This window comes from Celerinatantimonas sediminis, from assembly GCF_046054195.1.
Lineage (GTDB): Bacteria > Pseudomonadota > Gammaproteobacteria > Enterobacterales > Celerinatantimonadaceae > Celerinatantimonas.
This window is the reverse complement of sequence record NZ_JBEQCS010000021.1, coordinates 60,469-78,979: the sequence shown is the minus strand read 5'-3', so window position 1 is coordinate 78,979 and position 18,511 is coordinate 60,469. Positions and strand designations below refer to the sequence as shown.

Annotated in this window: 18 protein-coding genes and 1 other RNA gene; 8 read left to right on the top strand and 11 right to left on the bottom strand. The window is 42.7% G+C overall.

Annotation, left to right across the window (positions count from 1 at the left end; genetic code table 11):
* Nucleotides 1–462 precede the first annotated feature (462 nt).
* Nucleotides 463–1,011 (top strand): recombinase family protein, encoded by a 549-nt coding sequence (locus ABTQ23_RS18780; RefSeq protein WP_408617296.1) that lies wholly within the window; start codon nt 463–465, stop codon nt 1,009–1,011.
* Nucleotides 1,012–1,448: 437 nt separating this feature from the next.
* Here the strand turns inward: ABTQ23_RS18780 and ABTQ23_RS18775 are convergent, their stop codons facing one another.
* The 4 genes from ABTQ23_RS18775 to rsmI form a co-directional block, all read right to left on the bottom strand.
* Nucleotides 1,449–2,393: a rolling circle replication-associated protein gene (locus ABTQ23_RS18775; RefSeq protein WP_408617295.1), complete on the bottom strand. Its 945-nt coding sequence runs from the start codon at nt 2,391–2,393 to the stop codon at nt 1,449–1,451.
* A 701-nt stretch (nt 2,394–3,094) separates the two neighbouring features.
* The gene (locus tag ABTQ23_RS18770) at nt 3,095–4,855 is read right to left on the bottom strand and encodes a tyrosine-type recombinase/integrase (protein WP_408617294.1); all 1,761 of its coding nucleotides are present in this window, start codon (nt 4,853–4,855) and stop codon (nt 3,095–3,097) included.
* A gap of 104 nt (nt 4,856–4,959) precedes the next feature.
* An RNA gene (gene rnpB, locus ABTQ23_RS18765) (RNase P RNA component class A) lies at nt 4,960–5,334 on the bottom strand.
* Between the two features lie 47 nt (nt 5,335–5,381).
* Complete coding sequence (gene rsmI, locus ABTQ23_RS18760) at nt 5,382–6,242, bottom strand: 16S rRNA (cytidine(1402)-2'-O)-methyltransferase (RefSeq protein ID WP_408617293.1); 861 nt, start codon at nt 6,240–6,242, stop codon at nt 5,382–5,384.
* Between the two features lie 139 nt (nt 6,243–6,381).
* Between rsmI and ABTQ23_RS18755 the strand changes: the two genes are divergently transcribed.
* From ABTQ23_RS18755 to dolP, 4 genes are read left to right on the top strand one after another with little or no spacing between them, the layout of a single operon-like run.
* A complete protein-coding gene (locus tag ABTQ23_RS18755) occupies nt 6,382–8,214 on the top strand; it encodes a penicillin-binding protein activator (protein WP_408617292.1) in 1,833 nt (610 codons plus the stop codon).
* On the top strand, nt 8,183–8,578 hold the full coding sequence (locus ABTQ23_RS18750; protein WP_408617291.1) for a YraN family protein: 396 nt from the start codon (nt 8,183–8,185) through the stop codon (nt 8,576–8,578). The genes ABTQ23_RS18755 and ABTQ23_RS18750 overlap by 32 nt, the downstream gene beginning before the upstream one ends.
* A 1-nt stretch (nt 8,579) precedes the next feature.
* Complete coding sequence (locus ABTQ23_RS18745; RefSeq protein ID WP_408617290.1) at nt 8,580–9,170, top strand: SIS domain-containing protein; 591 nt, start codon at nt 8,580–8,582, stop codon at nt 9,168–9,170.
* Nucleotides 9,171–9,194: 24 nt separating this feature from the next.
* Nucleotides 9,195–9,773 (top strand): division/outer membrane stress-associated lipid-binding lipoprotein, encoded by a 579-nt coding sequence (dolP, locus tag ABTQ23_RS18740; protein ID WP_408617289.1) that lies wholly within the window; start codon nt 9,195–9,197, stop codon nt 9,771–9,773.
* Between the two features lie 44 nt (nt 9,774–9,817).
* On the opposite strand, the gene sspB is transcribed toward dolP, so the two are convergent.
* The 5 genes from sspB to zapE all read right to left on the bottom strand — a co-directional run bounded on the left by sspB (nt 9,818) and on the right by zapE (nt 13,325).
* Complete coding sequence (sspB, locus tag ABTQ23_RS18735; protein ID WP_408617288.1) at nt 9,818–10,294, bottom strand: ClpXP protease specificity-enhancing factor; 477 nt, start codon at nt 10,292–10,294, stop codon at nt 9,818–9,820.
* Between the two features lies 1 nt (nt 10,295).
* Nucleotides 10,296–10,931 carry a stringent starvation protein SspA gene (sspA, locus tag ABTQ23_RS18730; RefSeq protein WP_408617287.1) on the bottom strand — a complete coding sequence of 212 codons (636 nt, stop codon included), beginning with the start codon at nt 10,929–10,931 and terminating at the stop codon, nt 10,296–10,298.
* Nucleotides 10,932–11,162: 231 nt separating this feature from the next.
* Entirely contained in the window at nt 11,163–11,555 is a 393-nt protein-coding gene (gene rpsI / locus ABTQ23_RS18725) for a 30S ribosomal protein S9 (RefSeq protein ID WP_408617286.1), read from the bottom strand.
* Between the two features lie 16 nt (nt 11,556–11,571).
* Nucleotides 11,572–12,000: a 50S ribosomal protein L13 gene (gene rplM / locus ABTQ23_RS18720; RefSeq protein WP_408617285.1), complete on the bottom strand. Its 429-nt coding sequence runs from the start codon at nt 11,998–12,000 to the stop codon at nt 11,572–11,574.
* Between the two features lie 221 nt (nt 12,001–12,221).
* Nucleotides 12,222–13,325: a cell division protein ZapE gene (gene zapE, locus ABTQ23_RS18715; protein WP_408617284.1), complete on the bottom strand. Its 1,104-nt coding sequence runs from the start codon at nt 13,323–13,325 to the stop codon at nt 12,222–12,224.
* A gap of 232 nt (nt 13,326–13,557) precedes the next feature.
* Here zapE and ABTQ23_RS18710 point away from each other — a divergent pair, with 232 nt between their 5' ends.
* From ABTQ23_RS18710 to degS, 3 genes are all read left to right on the top strand, one after another.
* The gene (locus ABTQ23_RS18710; protein WP_408617283.1) at nt 13,558–13,983 is read left to right on the top strand and encodes a Z-ring associated ZapG family protein; all 426 of its coding nucleotides are present in this window, start codon (nt 13,558–13,560) and stop codon (nt 13,981–13,983) included.
* Nucleotides 13,984–14,274: 291 nt separating this feature from the next.
* A complete protein-coding gene (locus ABTQ23_RS18705; protein ID WP_408617282.1) occupies nt 14,275–15,654 on the top strand; it encodes a Do family serine endopeptidase in 1,380 nt (459 codons plus the stop codon).
* Nucleotides 15,655–15,788: 134 nt separating this feature from the next.
* Complete coding sequence (degS, locus tag ABTQ23_RS18700) at nt 15,789–16,889, top strand: outer membrane-stress sensor serine endopeptidase DegS (protein WP_408617281.1); 1,101 nt, start codon at nt 15,789–15,791, stop codon at nt 16,887–16,889.
* Between the two features lie 85 nt (nt 16,890–16,974).
* Here degS and murA read toward each other — a convergent pair whose 3' ends face one another.
* Both murA and ABTQ23_RS18690 read right to left on the bottom strand, forming a co-directional pair.
* Nucleotides 16,975–18,234: a UDP-N-acetylglucosamine 1-carboxyvinyltransferase gene (gene murA, locus ABTQ23_RS18695; protein WP_408617280.1), complete on the bottom strand. Its 1,260-nt coding sequence runs from the start codon at nt 18,232–18,234 to the stop codon at nt 16,975–16,977.
* Nucleotides 18,235–18,249: 15 nt separating this feature from the next.
* Nucleotides 18,250–18,507 (bottom strand): BolA family protein, encoded by a 258-nt coding sequence (locus tag ABTQ23_RS18690; RefSeq protein ID WP_408617279.1) that lies wholly within the window; start codon nt 18,505–18,507, stop codon nt 18,250–18,252.
* Between the last annotated feature and the right edge of the window lie 4 nt (nt 18,508–18,511).

Here is an 18,511-nt window from a genome sequence, read left to right as displayed (position 1 = left end):
AGGCGGATTAGCACTAATTCAGGTAGTTAATGTTGATTGCTTAATAGTAAGAACGGTAGTTAAGCTTCCTCCAAGCACATTAGTTCTTGTATCGTGAAAAACTGTGAACTGAGTGTAGATGAAATGAATGCGCAACTCATTTTGGGGCAAAATTGAGTCAGACATAATCATCATAAAACGTCAAAAATGATCAAACTATATTAACTTTGATCAAACTTTATTATCCGACTACATTATCATTGATTGCTAAAGATGATAGTGGTATCAACTCTTGAATCCTTTCTGAGCATACCTCTCCCCGCTCCTAATACATGAATTCACATTCCAACACCATCATAACCCCCACTCAAATGTCCGATTGTAATGTATCATTTCGTACATGTCCGATATTTTAATTTTAAAAGTTTTGGACACATGCTATCATCCTGTCCGTAACTATTAAGTTCCGAACAGGGGTTATCAATGGCATTTATCGGCTATGCACGAGTCAGCACTCATGACCAAGATTTATCAGCTCAACTTGAGGCACTATCAGCCGCTGGTTGTACTAAGATTTTTAATGGCAAGCAATCAGGCAAATCAGATGAGAATCAGAGGCACCTTAATGAACTGATTAACTATGTGCGAGATGGTGATGTTGTTATTCTTACCAAGCTTGACCGAATGGGAAGAAGCTTAAACGCTATCCTAACTACTATTCAAACACTGCAATCTAAAGGTGTTCATGTCAAAACATTGGATGGTCAGGTGGATACAAACAGTGAAAGCCCGATGCAAAAAGCGATGACTCAGTTGTTAGGCGTCTTTGCAGAGCTTGAGCATAGCGTTATAGTGGATAGGCTACAAACAGGTAGAGAGCGTACAGGTCGTAAAGGGGGACGTTCTAAGGCGCTGTCAGAGCCACAGATACAGGAAGTGAAACAGAAGCTAGCTGAGGGCTTATCTAAATCTGAGTTAGCACGTCAGTATGGTGTGAGTCGGCAGACGATTATAAGAGTTGAAAAGGCTTAAAAATTTTTATAGTTACTTATCTCTTAAGATCTCAGTCAAGCTAGAATTTATGTCTAAAAGCTAAACGATGGAATAGGTTTAATTGAGTATACTAAATGACAAACGTAATTAGATATGGGGATGGCTCTAATATAGCTTACTAATGGTCAAATAAAGACCAATTATAACCTAATTATTTTAAATCTATGTCTATCATATTAGATAGACCCTAGCATCCTTCTAAATATTTAATTTAAGGCATTAAACGGGCTTTCTAAGAAAAAGTTAAGACATTAATGTACAACCATACCATCACAATGAAACACCGCCTTAAAACGCCTCTTTTAAGCCATTAAAGAATCGGGATTTATTTCATCTTTTTTTACAATGAGAAATATACGTTGTTTAGCAAAACTAGAGGTATTTTTTAGAAGGATGTTAATTAGCTAATTTTTAATCTAGAACGGTAATTCCAATTCGGATAAATCGTCCTCACTTATTGACTTAAGATACTCGGTCACAAAGGACTGACTTTCCTGAAAACACAAATAATCTTCATAATCATTCATTAACTCACTGCTATCGTTTTCACACCACCAATCCGGAGGATTAAGGGAATCTGTAGTTACCTCTATCTCAGGTTCAAATTCCTGTTCAACCGAACTAGGCTCGACACATCTCACATCTTGAGCAGGCAAACGAATTGTGTTTTGATGTCTTTTAATACTTGAATGGCCTTCAAGTTTACTTTTATCTAGTCGGGAAGTCTTAAAAGAACATCCATGATAATCATCAGGTAAAGCTTGATCATCGTCTTTCTTAGTCAAGTAAGACATATGATGGAACTCAGACATGTAATGTTCAGTCTGAGTGTTGATAATTAGTGATGATAACTCATAGGTTTCAATCTTGTTACCTGCTTTCCGTTTGCCGTTTTTGACTTTTTTTGGCATACATGAATATCGCTCGCCATCTATTTCTCCGTGTTTCCAGCACTCTTTTACCAATGGTATAAACGACGTTTTAAGATTGAATACAATATCTCTATTGATACAAAATATGATGTGATAATGCCATCCAGTGGCTTCGCCTTTGCCAATTTCATCACTAATTCTGTATTCTAGTTTCCACAGATAATGAATGGGAACACTCTCACCTTTTACCTTAAATTTCTCATTCAGTGATTTGAGTAATTTAGTGATATCAGTGCTTAGATGAGCATCTTGCTCATCGTATTTCAATACCATTGAGGCTACACTATAACGATAATGTTCAACATCTAGATAGCCATACCATGCTACCAAGCGAGCGAGATGATCATAATCATGATGATAGTGTGAATTTACCCTATAGCCCCTGAATGAATATTGGTTGCGGTTTGTTGGAATAAATGGTTTACTCATGTAGTCTACTCCTATACTAGTAACCCCTATTACACTTACCACGCTTACTCATAGCTGAGCGAAGGCACATATAGCAAGGGCTTACGTAAGATTTGTTTAAAAATTAAACACCTCATCTGATTTAATCTTAAGTTTTTGTTTTTTTAAGTAAAATTCGGGGTGCACAGTAGTGTTCTCTTTCCGCATGTTCGGGAAAAAACCATCTGCATTTTCGGGAATTTTTTATTGAGGTGAAATAGTGGTAGGCATGTTCATTTTATGCACAATTAATTAACATCATGAACAATAATGTCTAACAGTTACCTAATTATATTTTAGAATAAATTTGATTTATTGCAACTAGTTTATTAATGACTAAGTCATTTTTCTTTACATATCTTAACTCGACAACATCAAGATTTTTCATATCAATACTTAGTCGGGTCACTAAAACATAGCAAGCCAGCCTTTAAAACCTCATTCTAAATTTGAACCCGTCGAACACCTATTTTATAGTTTTCACCACCAGCCTCGAGCAGATGGGATGGACATCAATGTCAATATGGCAAGGTCGGTTTAAGGGAAACAGAGCTGTGGTACTGAACAGCCAGTTGCGGGGTGTTACTAACAACTCTAATTTTTCCAAGATATTGTTTTATATTATATTTTTGTTTATATAAGGAGGTTTTCTCAGTTCCACCACCTCTCTATGGATATAAAGACTACCTCATAGGATTAGGGATACTCTGATAAGATAATTGATCTATAGCGGCTTTAAGTTGAGGTATCGTGAATTGTTCGGGATGAGTATAGCCATCAGACTGACCAGAGCCACTTAACTTATGCCCAACAATTGCTTGCATATGCACTGTTTGAACACCAGCACTACGAAGTGAAGTTACCACTCGGTGACGTAATGAATACAAAGTAAGCTGATTTAAAGCCTCATCTACATCAGGAAGGTTAATCTTTCTTTTAAGAGTTCCATACATCCGAGTCAAAGTTCGACCATCCCCATTAAACAGGGTATTTTCTCCGCTTTCCACACTATCAACAAAGGCGAGGAAACCAGCATCTAGCAGCGCATTGTGGATAGGCACACGCCTTACTCCAGCCTTGGTCTTTACGCTGCCAGCTTCCGTAGTGACATGAATATAACTAATACCAGAATCAGAATCTGTTTTGATATCCATCTTACGTAATTGCATCACTTCGCTATTTCGCATCCCCGTATATGCCATAATAGGAATAGCCCAATGCCATAAAGCATCAGTTTGTTGCAAGCAATAGTCTAGTATTTCCCTAACCTCTGAATTAGAGAAGCAGCCTCTATCCGAGGTTTTTGGAAACTTCAACAACATACCATCAGTAGGCGAAATAGAGATATAACGCTGATATCGAGCAAACTTAAAGCAACTTTGAAGGAATTTCTTATGCTCTTTGATTGTTTTAGGACTTACCCGAACATCGTCATCTATTTCATCGAGTTGAGCAATACTGACACATTTCTCTGTAGTATATTTACTATATGGCTTAGTATTTCGCTTTGGCAGTGACAATGCTGTTGATAATGCAGTATCCAGTTCTCGCCCACTAATTTGTGATATAAGCGTATTTCTTCCCAACAAAATGAGGAGGAGCTCCGATTTACGCTGATTATCCTTAAGAATTTTAAGGGTCCATTTTTTGGAATGAGCATCTATATATTCATTAAACAAGTCTTCAAGTGTCATATTTGTCGAGCCACTCAGTGCATTATGTTGGATCTGTGATACAGGCTCGTCGATTGATGCTTGATCTAACTTAGGAGCATGTTCTTCCTCATTATCTTTTTGAATATCCTTCCAGCTATTCTCACTTTTTTCAGCAAAAGCAAGCAATTCATTCATTATCGAACGAGCGCCAGCTTCGTTATTAAATTCGAGTGCTATTCTGATTTTTCTAAATTCGCCAAGCACCTTCATAAATGAGGCTTCAGCTCTGTGATATAGGGGATCTTGAGAATCTATAAGGTATTTAAAAAGAACATTCAATAGCTCACGATCAGTGGAGTGTTTCGGGAAAATTTTTTCTAAAAGTACACTTCGAATTTCTTTTGGATCATTTAATTTACTTAAGACAAATTCTTCCCAAGATTCTGGAGTTACTTCTGAGGGACAGTCATAGAGTGATTCACCTATTAAATCCTGATAATCATCTAATTCATTATCAGCCTCCCTTGATAAGGGAGATACAACAGCCTCAAAGCGCCTTTGAACTTGCTTAATTAAAGCCGACAATGCGTTAGAGAGGCCCGCGAAAATTTGCTCCTCAGATACGCCACCTTTTTTTCTGAGTTCAGTGACTATAGGAATTAATTTATCAACCATGATTTGTGCGACTTTTTGGCTATCAGTTGCCAAACTTCTACGGAAAATATGAGGTCCGATTCGAACATTGATATGGTAATTACCATTTCTTTGGATGGTGTAAGCAACGGACATATCGTAGCTCCATGTGTGACGCGATGTGTGACGAAATCACTTCTAGTCACTCTTCTGGAAGCCATTAGCTAGGTAAACCCACAGCTGACGCGGGTTTAAGAAGATAGTGGAGTTGGCCGATAAGCCGGGTTCTGTCGTGGACAACCATTCGTCTAGGCCATCAGTCGCCCGATGGCTCAAGCAGCCTACCCGCCCCCAACGCGGGCCGCGCCGTACGGGGGCCTATTTGGCCTTGCTCCGGGTGGAGTTTACCATGCCATGAACAGTTACCTGCCACGCGGTGCGCTCTTACCGCACCCTTTCACCCTTACCTGTGCCCGAAGGCCATCGGCGGTTTGCTCTCTGTTGCACTTGTCGTAAGCTTTCGCTTCCCAGGCGTTACCTGGCACCCTGCCCTATGGAGCCCGGACTTTCCTCCCCTTTGCCCGTCTGCCCAATTAAGGACACAACGACAAAGCAGCGATTGTCTGGCCAACTCCGCGGCGCAGCATAGGTGAAGGGGCTTTAAGAGTCAAGTAAACTTCGCTTACAATCCCAACTCCAAGCCCAATTTATACAGCATATTCTTTTTCAACTGATAAATTTGCGCAGTTAATGCCGCGGCCTTTTTAAGTGGTAGCTCTTGGCTTAACAAACTCAGAGTCTGGCGCGCCTGAAGCGGCAGCGCATCTGGGTCTTTAGCAAAACCTGCAATCATCAATACGATTTCACCTTTTTGCTGGTCCGCATCACTTTTAACCCATTCCAACATATCAGCAGCACTTTTACTGGCGAAAGTCTCAAAGGTTTTGGTTAACTCACGGGCCAAAACCAACTGCCGATCTTTTCCGAGAACATCAACAATATCGGTGAGTGTGTCGACAATCCGATGCGGTGATTCATAAAAAACCAAAGTAGCCGTTTGCTCTTTTAAATCCTCAAGAGTTTGCTTGCGAGCATTTGATTTGGGCGGGAAAAAACCTTCGTAGTGAAACCTATCGGTTGGCAAACCAGCTGCAGACAAAGCGGTAATGGCCGCGCAAGCTCCAGGAACAGGAACCACCTTAATATTGGAGCTGCGACAGAGATTGACTAACCGATATCCGGGGTCATTAATCAGCGGCGTTCCGGCATCCGAGACAAGCGCTAAATTTTGTCCGTCAATTAGCCGCTCAACCATTGTTGCGGCCTTTTGTTGTTCATTATGGTCATGAAAAGCTATGCACGGCGTTTGAATATCAAAATGTCGCAAAAGTCGCCCGGTATTACGCGTATCTTCAGCGCAGATAAAATCAACCTCACCAAGTATACTCAACGCACGTTGCGTAATATCAGCTAGGTTACCAATTGGCGTTGCCACTACATATAGTGTGCCATGCTCTGCCATCATTCTTTGCTCCTTAATCAAGATGCTGCAACTGTAATGAAAAGCACAGACAAGCTCAATGACTAATGTTCATTGTCGTTGGTCTCTGGATTATTTGCCGCTAGACTTTTAAGATAACAGCTGCATTTATCTCTATTTAGCTACAACAGGTCATTTGTTCATGAAAACTATGTCGTCTTGGCGCATTCTTATTCCTACGCTTGGCTTATTGCTACTGGCCGCCTGTAGCTCTAACGGCATTGCCCCAAAACTGGTGGTGCAAAACCCGCCATCGATTACTGAACTAACCCAATACGATGGGGCAAATTATCTTGAGCAGGCCAAAACCGCCCAAGGTTCGATGGTATTTGATTGGCAGTTATTAGCAGCGAAAGCTTATATTCAAAATGGCCAAATGGGTCAGGGACAACAACTGCTTGAGAGCCTTTATCTGAAAGCTCAATCCCCTCGCCAAAAAGCGGCTTGGAGATTGGTCGCAGCTTATGCAGCCCAGCTCAATCAACACCCTCAGCAAGCGATAAAATGGCTGCAATTTCCAGATAGTGAACGATCATTGCCTGCTGACTATTACAAAAGCGACTACCAACAACTTGCCCAACTTTATGAAGCGCTGCACCAGCCCGTCAATGCAGCTGATGCTTTGATTAAACTTGAACCATACCTATCACAGCAACAGATAGATAATAATCGCCACCACATCTGGCAGTTGCTTAAACCACTGAGCAGTTTTAAATTGCGCAGCTACGAACAACCCGGACAAGACACACTCAATGGTTATTTAGAACTCATTGCTATTAGTAATGAGCCAGTGAAAAATCCTCAGCAATTACTTGATAGACTCAACCAGTGGCAGCAAACTTATCCAAATAACCCTGCTGCTGATTTCATCCAGGGAAACTTAAGCAAAGCCCTTAAACGCAGCTTATATCAACCTAAAAAAATTGCCGTGTTGCTCCCATTATCCGGTCATTTTGCGCAAAGTGGTCAATGGGTACGCGATGGTTTACTCGCTGCATACAGCGATCTTGACCGCGCAGATGTGCAGCTGAACTTTATCGATACAAACAGTCAAAGCATGAAGGCGATTGGGGCTAAAATCAATGCGCTTAATAGTGATTTTATCATCGGCCCGTTATTAAAAAGTAATATCCGTGAATACGCAAAATTAGCAATCGACAAGCCGTGGCTGGCACTAAACGATCTAGATGAAATTAATGATGCATCAGATAAGAACGATTCTGAGCACTATAGCTTATCATTAGAGCCTGAAACGCAAGCCACGCAAGCTGCGATTCAAATGAGCAACTTAGGCGAGCGGCACCCATTATTACTCGTACCTGATAATGACATCGGCAAACGGATGGCTAATAGCTTTAGTCAAACGTGGCAGAAAAATCATCAAGATATGCCCGATATCACGTTCTATCATGGTCGTGATGACTTACAAAAAGCCGTCAAACGAATGCTACTAACAGACCAGAGCGCCCAACGAATTCACCGGCTCAAAGCCTTACTTGGGCAGAATCTGAAGACTGAAGTCCGTTCACGGCGGGACGCCAATAGCGTCTACATCGTGGCTAATAATATTGAAACGAAACTGATTGTTCCTTTTATCAGTGTCACGATAAGTCCCTTCGCCCAACCTTTGCAGCTTTTTGGCAGCTCTCGTAGCCACCAAGAAGGGGTGAATAATAATGAACTAAATGGAATGAGTGTCACCGAAATGCCATGGTTATTGGATAAAGTCAGTGACAATGCCCAACGTTTTGCAACACTTTGGCCACATGCAACCGACACTGATAAAAGTTTATATGCAATCGGTTATGATGCTTATAAAGTTCTGCCACACCTTGCGCAAATGCGCGGCTTTAAAGATTATCACCTGCAAGGACTCACCGGGATTTTAAGTGTGACAGATAATGGAACCGTGCATCGTCAGCTAGTATGGAGTCGATATCAAGATGGCCATCTGGAATCTGTTTACGAACAATAATCCCAAAGCGCAAACAACCCGAGCCAGAGGACAACAAGGGGAAGATTTAGCCTGTCGTTATTTAAAAGCTCAAGGGCTAAAAATCATTACGCGCAACTTTTATTGCAAGGGCGGTGAAATTGATATCATCGCCCAAGATAAAGACACATTAGTTTTTGTTGAAGTTCGAATGCGTAAAAATCAGCGTTATGGTGGGGCCTTAGCCAGTGTGGATGCAGCCAAACAACATCGGTTGCGTCATAGTGCATACAGTTATCTGAATCAGCAACAGATAAATCCCACCCAGATAGCGGTTCGATTTGATATCATAGCAATCGAACAAGCGGAGCAAATCCACTGGTTAAAAAATGCGTTTGGGGAGTAGCATGCAAGAGCGAATCAAAGAGATCTTTCGCGAAAGTATTCAGACTAAAATAGCTGCAGCAGAAGCACTGCCGGATAGTATTGAAAAAGGTGCCACAATCATTGCGCACAGCCTGTTAAACGGAAATAAAATACTAACCTGTGGTAATGGTATTGCAGCCAGTTTAGCCCACCTTCTAACTTGTCAGTTGGTCAATCGTTTTGAAGCTGAACGCCCAAGCCTGCCAGCATTATCATTATGTGCCGATCAAGCGCTCATCGGCGCTATCGCAAGCGATGGCGCTATGGATGATATTTATGCCAAACAGATTAGAGCGCTGGGTCAAGCAGGAGATGTGTTAGTGGCCATTACTGATGATGGCAATGCCCGTAATCTAACCAAGGCGCTCGAAGCTGCGGTAAACCGCGATATGACTATCATTGCATTATCTGGAAAAGATGGTGGTGAAATGGCGGGATTACTCAGTCAACAAGATGTCGAAATTCGTGTGCCTTCGGACCGAAGCGTACGAATTTTTGAAGTTCATCATCTGACACTCAACAGTATTTGTGATTTGGTTGACCATATGCTGTTTCCTCGTCAAGATAGTTAAGACTCATAATAAAGGTAATTCAACATGCGTAAAATGCTTCCCGTTGCTTTAGCAGCAACGCTGATGTTGCAAGGATGCGCGGCTGGAGTCATTGCAGTCGGTGCTGGAGTGGCAACTGATTCTGCGATGGATAATCGTACTGTCGGCACTCAGATTGATGACCGAACACTCTCATTACGAGTAACCCACGAATTAGGTACCCATAAAGAGTTATGGGAAGATAGTAACTTAACGCCTGTCGTACTTGATGGGCAAGTGCTGATGATTGGCCAAACGCCAACTCCACAGATGCGAGATCAGGTGACTGAAATTGTCAAAAATGTGGATGGGGTAAGAAAGGTTCTTAACGAAGTTCGCCTTGGCCAACCCGTATCGGTTTCCACCAAAGCTCGTGATACTTGGATTACAACCAAAGTTAAAACGCAGTTGTATTCTAATAAAATTCCGCCAGGAAGAATTAAAGTCATCACCGAAAACAGCGAAGTTTTCTTAGTCGGGGTTGTCACAGAGAAACAAGCCAGTGAAGCTGTGGAAGCGGCACGTTATGTAGATGGTGTCAGTCGCGTGATCAAGTTCTTTAAAATCATTCCGCCGTCAGAATAACACACGGCTTAAATAGCAAAAAGCCCGCTTTATGCGGGCTTTTGTTATTTAATCACACGAAGTGATGGGCGACCTTTACCTTTAGGTGGCGTCGGCGGCTCATCATTGTCCTTGTCATCAGACTCAGCGGCTGTTTCATCTACTGAGCGCAGAGCTGGTTCATGTGTTTTAGGCTCTTCATCAGCGCTATGCTGGTCATAATATGGATCAGGTTCAAACATTGTCCCAGCACCATTTTCACGAGCATAAATAGCTAAAATGGCACCCATAGGGATATAAACCTGAAAAGGGACTCCCCCGAAGCGAGCACTAAAGCTCACATCAGCCATTCCCATATTGAACTGGCCCACCGCATTCGGTGAGATATTCAGAACAATCTGACCGTTTTGTACAAATTGTTGTGGAACTTCAACCCCGAAATATGTTGCATCAACAACTAGATGAGGCGTTAGCTGGTTATCCAAAAGCCAATCAAAGAAGGCTCTCAACAAATAAGGGCGGTTAGGAGTCATATCATTCATATTAGTTTAATGGACCAGTACGTAATTCACGCTCAACTTCAGTTAATGAAGCCTGGAATGAATCCCGTTCAAATACACGCAACATATACGCTTTTACAGCTTTTGCACCCGAGCCAGTCAGTTCAATACCAAGCTCTGGCAAACGCCATAACAGTGGCGCCATATAACAATCGACTAATGTAAACTCTTCACTCATAAAGTATGGGTATTCAGCAAAAACAGGGCCTAAGGCTAATAGGCTTTCTTTAAGCTCTTGACGAGCCTGCTGAACATTATCACCATCCATAATATTTTTAGCCAGAGAATACCAGTCTTTCTCGATTCGATGCATCATCAAACGACTTGAACCACGCGATACCGGATAAACAGGCATCAATGGTGGGTGTGGAAACCGTTCGTCTAGATATTCCATAATGATCTGAGCTTGGTATAAAACCAACTCACGATCCACCAGTGTCGGAACACTGTTATATGGGTTCAACTCGATTAAATCTTCAGGCAGCGCATCTGGAGACACCTGATGGATCTCAACACTAACGCCTTTTTCAGCCAAAACAATTCGAACCTGGTGACTATATAAATCGTTGGCACCTGAAAACAGTGTCATCACTGAGCGCTTATTGGCAGCAACAGCCATTGAACCCTCCAAAACCTTCATTTAGCGAATATTATTCAAACCCTATAAGCTAATTATAATGCCAAATTGTTGTTATTTAGCCAGCCATAGGGATATCAGCACAAGATTGTATCAAATTTCACGACTCTTGGGGGAAATTTAGCAACCACTGACCAAGACAAGATACAGATCAAATAACAAAGCCCGGCAAAAAACCGGGCTTTTTCATCACAATATCGATTAATCTGACGATTAACGTTTTGAGTATTGTGGACGTTTGCGCGCTTTGTGCAAACCAACTTTTTTACGTTCAACTTTACGAGCGTCACGAGTAACGTAACCTGCTTTACGCAGTTCGCCACGCAGACTTTCATCGTATTGCATCAGAGCACGAGTGATCCCGTGACGGATAGCCCCTGCCTGACCAGAAATACCACCGCCAACAACGGTGATGTTCAGGTCAACTTTTTCCAGCAGTTCAGTCAACTCAAGTGGTTGGCGAACAACCATACGAGCTGTTTCACGACCGAAATAAGTTTCCAGTGAACGTTTATTAATAGTGATACTGCCGCTTCCTGCTTTCAAGAATACTCGAGCAGTTGAGCTTTTGCGACGGCCAGTGCCGTAATATTGATTCTCAGCCATTTTCTAATTCCGTAACTTAAATGTCTAAAACCTGTGGTTGCTGAGCTGCATGGGTATGCTCAGGACCGGCGAATACTTTCAGTTTACGGAACATTGCACGGCCCAGAGGACCTTTTGGCAACATACCTTTCACTGCTGACTGAATTACACGTTCAGGTGCTTTATCAATCAATTTTTCAAAAGTGATTGATTTAAGCCCGCCTGGGTAACCCGTGTGCGAGTGATAGACTTTGTTTTTCGCTTTGTTACCAGTTACGGCAACTTTTTCTGCATTGATCACGATGATGTAATCACCAGTATCAACATGCGGAGTATATTCCGGTTTATGTTTACCACGCAGACGAGTCGCGATTTCAGTAGCTAGGCGACCTAACGTTTTACCTTCCGCGTCAACAACGAACCATTCACGTTTAACCGATTCTGGTTTTGCTACAAAAGTTTTCATTTGTATATAACCCAAAAAAACTGTTACAAGTCACTTGTTAATCATTTAACAAGCATAAAAAAAGCTAGCCTGCTACCCCTTCGAGTATGGCTGCTGTATAAAATATTACGCCGCCTTATTGGCAGCTGGTAACGTGGGCCGACATATTATAGGCAAAGGCAATCTAAAGATCACCCCTAATTTGCAGAAAATTTCGCCGTTATATAAAGAGCCGATTAAATTTATGGTAAATGTTCAAGTTTTAAATATTCTTGAGAATCCATCTGCTGCAATCTCGAGCAACAGCGCTGGTATTCAAACGCAAGTCGTTGACCTTGATATAGCTCTTGGGGCTTGGCTTGCAAGCTCGCAACGATAATGACATGGCGCTCATAAAATTCATCGACCAAAGTGATAAAACGACGCATGGCATCATTACTGTCATCATTTAGAAGAGGGATATCAGCAATAATAACGGTGTGAAAACGATGCGCAATTTCAATATAGTCATTGGCTGAGCGAGCACTTTGGCACAATTGAGCAAAATCACTATACAACACACCGTCATGACAACCGCGACAGGCAATCTGACGCTGGTTCACATTAATTTCTTGTGGTTTGGCATCGTGGTGGGTCAGTTGTTCAAACATGTTCCCGAGAGTCGTTGTCGCCAACTCGGACAATGGCCAATGAAAACAGTGACCACTTTGGATGACATTTTGCCGATAATCGGTCGGGCCATCTAAGTTAATCACCTGACAGTGGCGTTTAATCAGTGCTATTGCAGGCAAAAAGCGGCTACGCTGCAAGCCATTATGATACAGATCATCTGGCACAATATTCGAAGTTGCAACCAATGACACGCCACGCGTAAAAAGAGCTTCAAACAAAGTTCCCAGCAGCATGGCATCGGTAATATCGGTCACAAAAAACTCATCAAAACAAATTAATTTAACTTGCTGGGCAATCTGTTCGGCAATGATCTCAAGCGGGTTGGTTTGCCCCTGTTGTACTTTTAATTGCTGATGAACATCACGCATAAAATGATAAAAATGCTGACGACGCACCACCGATTCAGGCAAGCTGGCTACGAGCAAATCCATCAGATAGGTTTTCCCGCGCCCTACACCGCCCCAAAGATAAACCCCAAAAATCGGTTGAATAGGCTCAGATGAAGATTTCAGGCGCTGCCACCAACGCTTTTTCGGCATTGGCGAATTATCTTGAGGCTGCGAAAAAGCATGATAAACCCGCTCAAGTTCATCAACCACTAGCTTCTGAGCGCTATCAAATACAATTTTTTGCTCGCGGACATCTTTTTCATAACGCTGCTTTGGAGATAGCAAAATTCAATAACACCCTGTAAAAAGACAAAATAATCACAACAGTTACATTTTAGTTGCTATCTTAGAAGATAAAACAGCTGACATTTATCAGCAAGTTCATATTGTTCGATACCATAAAACTGACCGAGCTAAGACCTTATCATGAACCTGCGCTCGTGTTATAAAAGGAGAGTCAGCCGAATAACAGCTATCAATTGTGCAATGCGCAAACACGTAACTATGAGGTGGCACTATGGATATAATGACTAGCCTGATACTGGTTGCCGCAGGGGTAATCATTGGGATTTTGATCAGCCAGATTTTTACACACTCTTACCGGCACGAAAGCTCTTTAAAAAAAGAGTTAGAACAAAGCCGCGCCGAGCTAAAAGCCTATCGCCAGCAGGTGAATAACCATTTTCAAGACAGCGCTCAACTACTTGACGAATTAGCTCAGCAGTACCAAAAAATCTACCAGCATATGGCCGAACAATCGACTCAGCTATTAGATGACCCACTACTTCACTATCCAATGTTCGATCCGGATAAAAAAACACTGCATACGCCAGCCCAATCAAAACTTGATGCCGAAGTTGAACCCCCTGAAGAGTTAAGCGATACCCCGCCAAAAGATTACACAAACGAGCGTTCAGGAATTTTAAAAAATGACCCAACCTAAACGCTATACTTAGATTAAAGCGAAGTATTGTATGAAAAATAAAGCTTTAGTCATTTTATGTAAATCTAATTCGCTCAGGATGATATTTAGGTAGGATAACTGCTACAACATTATTAAGTTAGAGTTAGCAACTGATGAAGTTTTAAATGCACTACGCAAAGACACAGCAGCGCATTAAAAATTAAGATTGGTTGTTTAACTTGTCAGGAGTCATTTTGCTCAAAAAGTATTGCATTTGCACTTTTTGCCCCAATAACTCCAATGGTTCATTCACAAAGGAGCTCTCTTGATATGAAGAAGTTAACCATGAGTCTTGTTCCCGTTGCTCTGGCACTGACTTTAGGCTTATCCACAAGTCCTGCTGCATTGGCCCAACTACCTAAAGCAGTTGAAGGCCAACAGATGCCAAGTCTGGCACCTATCGTGGCAAAAGTTTCACCCGCGGTTGTCAGTATCTCAGTTGATGGAGAAATGGTCACTAACGCCCAGGCTCCAGAACTGTTCCAATTTTTCTTCGGCCAACAACAGCCCCCACAAATGCAAGGCCCACACAAAACACCATTTAAAGGATTGGGCTCCGGGGTCATTATTAACGCGGATAAAGGCTACATCGTCACCAATAACCACGTTATCGACAACGCGAATAAAATCGAAGTAACTCTGCAAGATGGTCGCCAGTTTAAAGCCAAAGTCATTGGGACTGACCCAATGTCAGATATAGCGCTATTGCAAATCAAAGCCGATCATCTTAAACAGGTGAAAATGGCAAATTCAGACGATCTCAAAGTGGGTGATTTTACCATCGCGTTAGGTAACCCATTTGGTCTGGGTCAAACGGTTACATCAGGTATTGTTAGTGCTCTGGGTCGAAGCGGACTGAATATCGAAGGTTATGAAAACTTCATTCAGACCGATGCGGCCATTAACAAAGGCAACTCAGGTGGCGCACTGGTTAACTTAGACGGCCAACTGATTGGTATTAACACCGCCATTTTAGCCCCTGGCGGTGGGAATATCGGGATTGGTTTTGCGATTCCATCAGATATGGTGCAAAACATTGTCGGTCAGCTAATTAAATACGGTGAAGTGCGCCGCGGCATGCTCGGTGTTGCTGGCGGCAACTTAACGCCAGAGCTTGCTAAAGCGATGGGTAGCTCCGTACAACACGGTGCATTTGTGAATCAGGTCATGCCAAAATCTGGCGCTGAAAAAGCCGGATTGAAACCTGGTGATATCATTATCTCCTTAGATGGCAAACCGATACACAATTTCTCTGAGCTGCGTGCCCGGGTTGCAACTAAGGGTTCCGGCACAACCATTGAGCTTGGAATTATCCGCGATGGCCACGAAAAACATGTTAAAGCCACTTTGCAAAAACCCAAAAGTACGCAGATAGATGCGGATAATATTAGCAAAACGCTCTCTGGTGCGACGCTGACAAATACCACTGATAAAGGGATTAAAGGCGTTGAGATCACAGACGTTAAAGCAAATAGTATTGCCGAACAATACGGACTGAAAAAAGGCGATGTGATCTTAGGTGTAAATAAACATCGCGTACAAAATATCAGTGAACTGCGCAAAGTACTCAAAGCTCAGCCAGATGTTTTGGCATTGAATATTAAACGTGGTGATGCACAGCTCTATATTGTGGTTCAGCAAAATCAATAAAATAGCTGATTCGTCACTAAAATGATGATTAAAGGGCTACCCACGTAGCCCTTTTTTATTTGTGCATAGCTTGAATAAATCTAGCCGTGCTATGCTAAAGAAGTTTTTTCTGCCAAAGCAAGGGCTTGCTATTCATGATCAAATACCTAGCCAAATCTATTGTGTTGGGGCTCACCATTGCTGTCATTTTTTTGTTTGTCGTTCCTAATGCGCAAAAGAGCAGCTCATTGCTGCACTGGCCAAATAAACAGCAGGAAAAACCAATGAGCTTTGCTAAAGCGGCAAGGCTTGCATCGCCTGCGGTTGTTAACATTTATACGCGTAGCTTTAGCACTAGCCATTTAGATAATAATCCACCATCAGTAACCAGTGAAGGGCTCGGTTCTGGGGTGATAATGAACAAACAAGGTTACATTCTCACCAACATGCATGTTATCGCCAATGCCGATCAGATCATTGTCGCGCTGCAAGATGGTCGGGTGTTTATTGCTGAGTTAGTCGGAAGCGATGCCATCACAGATTTAGCCGTTTTAAAAATTGATGCAGGCACTTCAGCTCTGCCGGTCATTCCACAATCGAATCAACTGCACACCCAAGTTGGAGATGTTGTCTTGGCTATCGGCAACCCCTACAACGTAGGACAAACCGTTACTCAAGGCATTATTTCAGCAACGGGACGTAGTGGCATGAGCGCCAGTGGTCGGCAAGATTTCTTACAAACGGATGCGGCTATCAATCGGGGGAACTCAGGGGGAGCGTTGGTCAACTCATTAGGGCAACTGGTTGGGATTAACACCGCAGCCTACCATTTAGGACGCAATAGCGAAACATATGGCATTAGCTTCGCTATCCCCTATCCATTGGCCAAACGTATCTTAGAAAGCTTGATCCGCTATGGCAAAATTGTACGTGGCTACGTTGGTGTGGATGCGATCAATGTTCGCCATGTAAATCCTAAACAGCTAGAAAAATTAGGGATTAAAAACCGCCATGGTCTCTATGTCGAAAAAGTCGATCCGAAGGGGCCGGCAGGCAAAGCTGGGTTAAAAACCCATGATGTGATTTTAAAAATGGATAATCGCGCGGTTGAATCAGTGAAAGATGCCATGGACTTTGTTGCTGAAACGAAGCCAGGCACAATCATTACACTCACAATTATTCGCAATAACAAGCAGCAGCAACTGAATGTTAAAGTCACTGAGCTTAAAGTTAATCAAGTAAGACAGACAGACTAAGCACGCATTTCATTGACCATAAAAAAGCCAGAGCAACGATTGCTCTGGCTTTTTAGCTAGTTTGAGAACATCTCAAAAAGATAACTTAACCGGCAACACGCTCGATTTTAGCCCCCAAGCCTGCCAATTTTTTCTCGATCTTTTCATAGCCACGGTCAATATGATAAATCCGCTCAACCGTCGTTTCATGCTCAGCGACCAGTCCGGCAATCACTAAACTCGCTGATGCTCGTAAATCAGTTGCCATCACCTGAGCACCAGTTAAACGCTCACAAGGATGACAGATAGCACTGTTACCTTCTAAATCGATTTGCGCGCCCATACGGATTAATTCCGGCACATGCATAAAACGATTTTCAAAAATCGTCTCAGTGACTCGAGCGCTGCCTTCACCAATCACGTTAAGCAAGGTAAACTGCGCCTGCATATCCGTTGGAAAAGCTGGGTGTGGCGCAGTTTTAATATTAACCGCTTTGAGTTTGCGACCCCGCATGTCAAGCTCAATCCAGTCATCACCAGTGGTGACCAACGCCCCAGCTTCACGCAGTTTTAAAATAACTGCTTCAAGACAAGATGGCGCCGCATTCAAGCAACGCACAAAACCACCAGTAACTGCTGCTGCAACTAAGAATGTTCCGGTTTCAATGCGATCAGGCAAAACTTTATAGTGACCACCGTTTAATGCTTCAACACCATTAATCGTAATCGTATCGCTACCGGCTCCTTGAATATCAGCCCCGAGCGTGATTAAAAACTCGGCTAAATCGACCACTTCAGGTTCGCGAGCAGCATTTTCAATCACTGTCTGCCCTTGCGCGAGGGTGGCAGCCATCATCAGGTTTTCGGTACCTGTGACGCTGACGATATCCATCAGGATATGAGCCCCTTTTAAGCGTCCATCAATACTGGCATTAATATAACCATCTTCAACGCTAATGGTCGCGCCCATCTGCTGTAAACCCTGAATATGCAGATTCACTGGCCGAGCACCAATAGCACAGCCGCCAGGCAGGGAAACTCGAGCTTGGCTATAACGAGCCAACAATGGGCCTAACGCTAAAATCGAAGCGCGCATCGTTTTAACTAACTCGTAAGGCGCCTCATAAGAGCTCGCCGCACCCGCTTCAACAATCAGCTGATTATTATCAAAACTAACCTTACGCCCTGTTTCTTTTAACATCTCACAGCTGGTGCAGATATCTTTAAGATTAGGCACGTTATCAATGGTAATCCGACTCTGACTGAGCAATGTCGCAAACACAATCGGTAGCGCCGCGTTTTTGGCTCCTGAAATGTTCACATCACCATTGATCTGGCAACCGCCTTGAATCACAAACTTTTCCATCAAATACCTCAAGCGCTAAATGGGCTGACCAAACTTTTTAGCTTTTTCCCATTCCGCTGGTGTATAAGCCTTTATAGTCAAAGCATGAATTGTATTATCAGCGATATACTCGGCCAACGGGGCATAGATGACCTGTTGCTTCTTTACTCGTGATAATCCGTCAAAAATTTCACCGACAGCGAAAACTTCAAAGTGGCTGTCCTCGCCTTTGACTTGAAGCTCATCGACAGTGAGGGCAGTTTGCAAAATTTGTTTAATCTGCTCCGGTTGCATATGG

Bases quoted from the DNA above. Each gene is read 5' to 3' on its own strand.
- ABTQ23_RS18780 (WP_408617296.1), top strand. From the start codon at position 463: ATGGCATTTATCGGCTATGCACGAGTCAGCACTCATGACCAAGATTTA.
- ABTQ23_RS18775 (WP_408617295.1), bottom strand. From the start codon at position 2,393: ATGAGTAAACCATTTATTCCAACAAACCGCAACCAATATTCATTCAGG.
- ABTQ23_RS18770 (WP_408617294.1), bottom strand. From the start codon at position 4,855: ATGTCCGTTGCTTACACCATCCAAAGAAATGGTAATTACCATATCAAT.
- ABTQ23_RS18755 (WP_408617292.1), top strand. From the start codon at position 6,382: ATGAAAACTATGTCGTCTTGGCGCATTCTTATTCCTACGCTTGGCTTA.
- ABTQ23_RS18750 (WP_408617291.1), top strand. From the start codon at position 8,183: ATGGCCATCTGGAATCTGTTTACGAACAATAATCCCAAAGCGCAAACA.
- ABTQ23_RS18745 (WP_408617290.1), top strand. From the start codon at position 8,580: ATGCAAGAGCGAATCAAAGAGATCTTTCGCGAAAGTATTCAGACTAAA.
- dolP (WP_408617289.1), top strand. From the start codon at position 9,195: ATGCGTAAAATGCTTCCCGTTGCTTTAGCAGCAACGCTGATGTTGCAA.
- sspB (WP_408617288.1), bottom strand. From the start codon at position 10,294: ATGAATGATATGACTCCTAACCGCCCTTATTTGTTGAGAGCCTTCTTT.
- sspA (WP_408617287.1), bottom strand. From the start codon at position 10,931: ATGGCTGTTGCTGCCAATAAGCGCTCAGTGATGACACTGTTTTCAGGT.
- rpsI (WP_408617286.1), bottom strand. From the start codon at position 11,555: ATGGCTGAGAATCAATATTACGGCACTGGCCGTCGCAAAAGCTCAACT.
- rplM (WP_408617285.1), bottom strand. From the start codon at position 12,000: ATGAAAACTTTTGTAGCAAAACCAGAATCGGTTAAACGTGAATGGTTC.
- ABTQ23_RS18710 (WP_408617283.1), top strand. From the start codon at position 13,558: ATGGATATAATGACTAGCCTGATACTGGTTGCCGCAGGGGTAATCATT.
- ABTQ23_RS18705 (WP_408617282.1), top strand. From the start codon at position 14,275: ATGAAGAAGTTAACCATGAGTCTTGTTCCCGTTGCTCTGGCACTGACT.
- degS (WP_408617281.1), top strand. From the start codon at position 15,789: ATGATCAAATACCTAGCCAAATCTATTGTGTTGGGGCTCACCATTGCT.
- murA (WP_408617280.1), bottom strand. From the start codon at position 18,234: ATGGAAAAGTTTGTGATTCAAGGCGGTTGCCAGATCAATGGTGATGTG.
- ABTQ23_RS18690 (WP_408617279.1), bottom strand. From the start codon at position 18,507: ATGCAACCGGAGCAGATTAAACAAATTTTGCAAACTGCCCTCACTGTC.